Consider the following 711-nt stretch of genomic DNA (forward strand, 5'->3'; position numbering starts at 1 on the left):
GGGACGCGCTGCTGGCCGCATACGCCGGGCGGCTCATCGCCCCGCCCCGGGCGTCCGCGCCGCTGGGCGGGGGCCGGATGGTGCTCACCGCCGGGCACCTCACCGGCGAGTGGTACGGCTTCCGCTCCTACGACACGTTCGGCCACCCGGAGAGCGGTCAACTGGTCGTGCTGCACGACGCCACCACCGGCGCGGTACGCGCCATCGCCGTCGGCGAGGAGCTGGGCTCCCGGCGTACCGGAGGACTCGGTGGCGTGGCGGTGGACGCCCTGGCCCGCGCGGACGCCGCCACGCTCGGCGTGGTGGGCTCCGGCCGGCAGGCGTGGACCCAGGTCTGGGCCGCCGCGGCGGTCCGGCCGCTGCGCGAGGTGACCGTGTACAGCCGCTCGGCGGCCCGGCGGGAGGCGTTCGCCGCCCGGGTCCGCGCCGAGCTGGGCCTGCCGGCCCGCGCCGTCGGCTCGGCCGCCGCCGCGGTGCGCGACCGCGACGTGGTGGTGCTCGCCACCACCAGCACCGTCCCGGTGATCGACGCCGCCGACCTGTCCCCCGGCACGCACGTCAACACCGTCGGCTTCAAGCAGACCGACCGGCACGAGTTCGGCCCCGACCTGCTCGACGCCGCCGACCTGCTGGTCACCGACTCGCCCGGGCAGGCCGCCGGGCTGGCCGGCAAGGTCTCCGCCGCCACGATCAAGCGGCGGTACGACAAGC

The 711-nt window shown here is 77.5% G+C and carries 1 protein-coding gene; it reads left to right on the forward strand.

Annotated features, from left to right (window positions below):
• On the forward strand, nt 1-711 hold a 711-nt coding region (locus tag KBX39_RS32440), incomplete at both ends, for an ornithine cyclodeaminase family protein (RefSeq protein ID WP_210874246.1).

This window comes from Micromonospora sp. D75 (assembly GCF_018070405.1).
In the GTDB taxonomy this organism is placed as follows: domain Bacteria; phylum Actinomycetota; class Actinomycetes; order Mycobacteriales; family Micromonosporaceae; genus Micromonospora; species Micromonospora chalcea.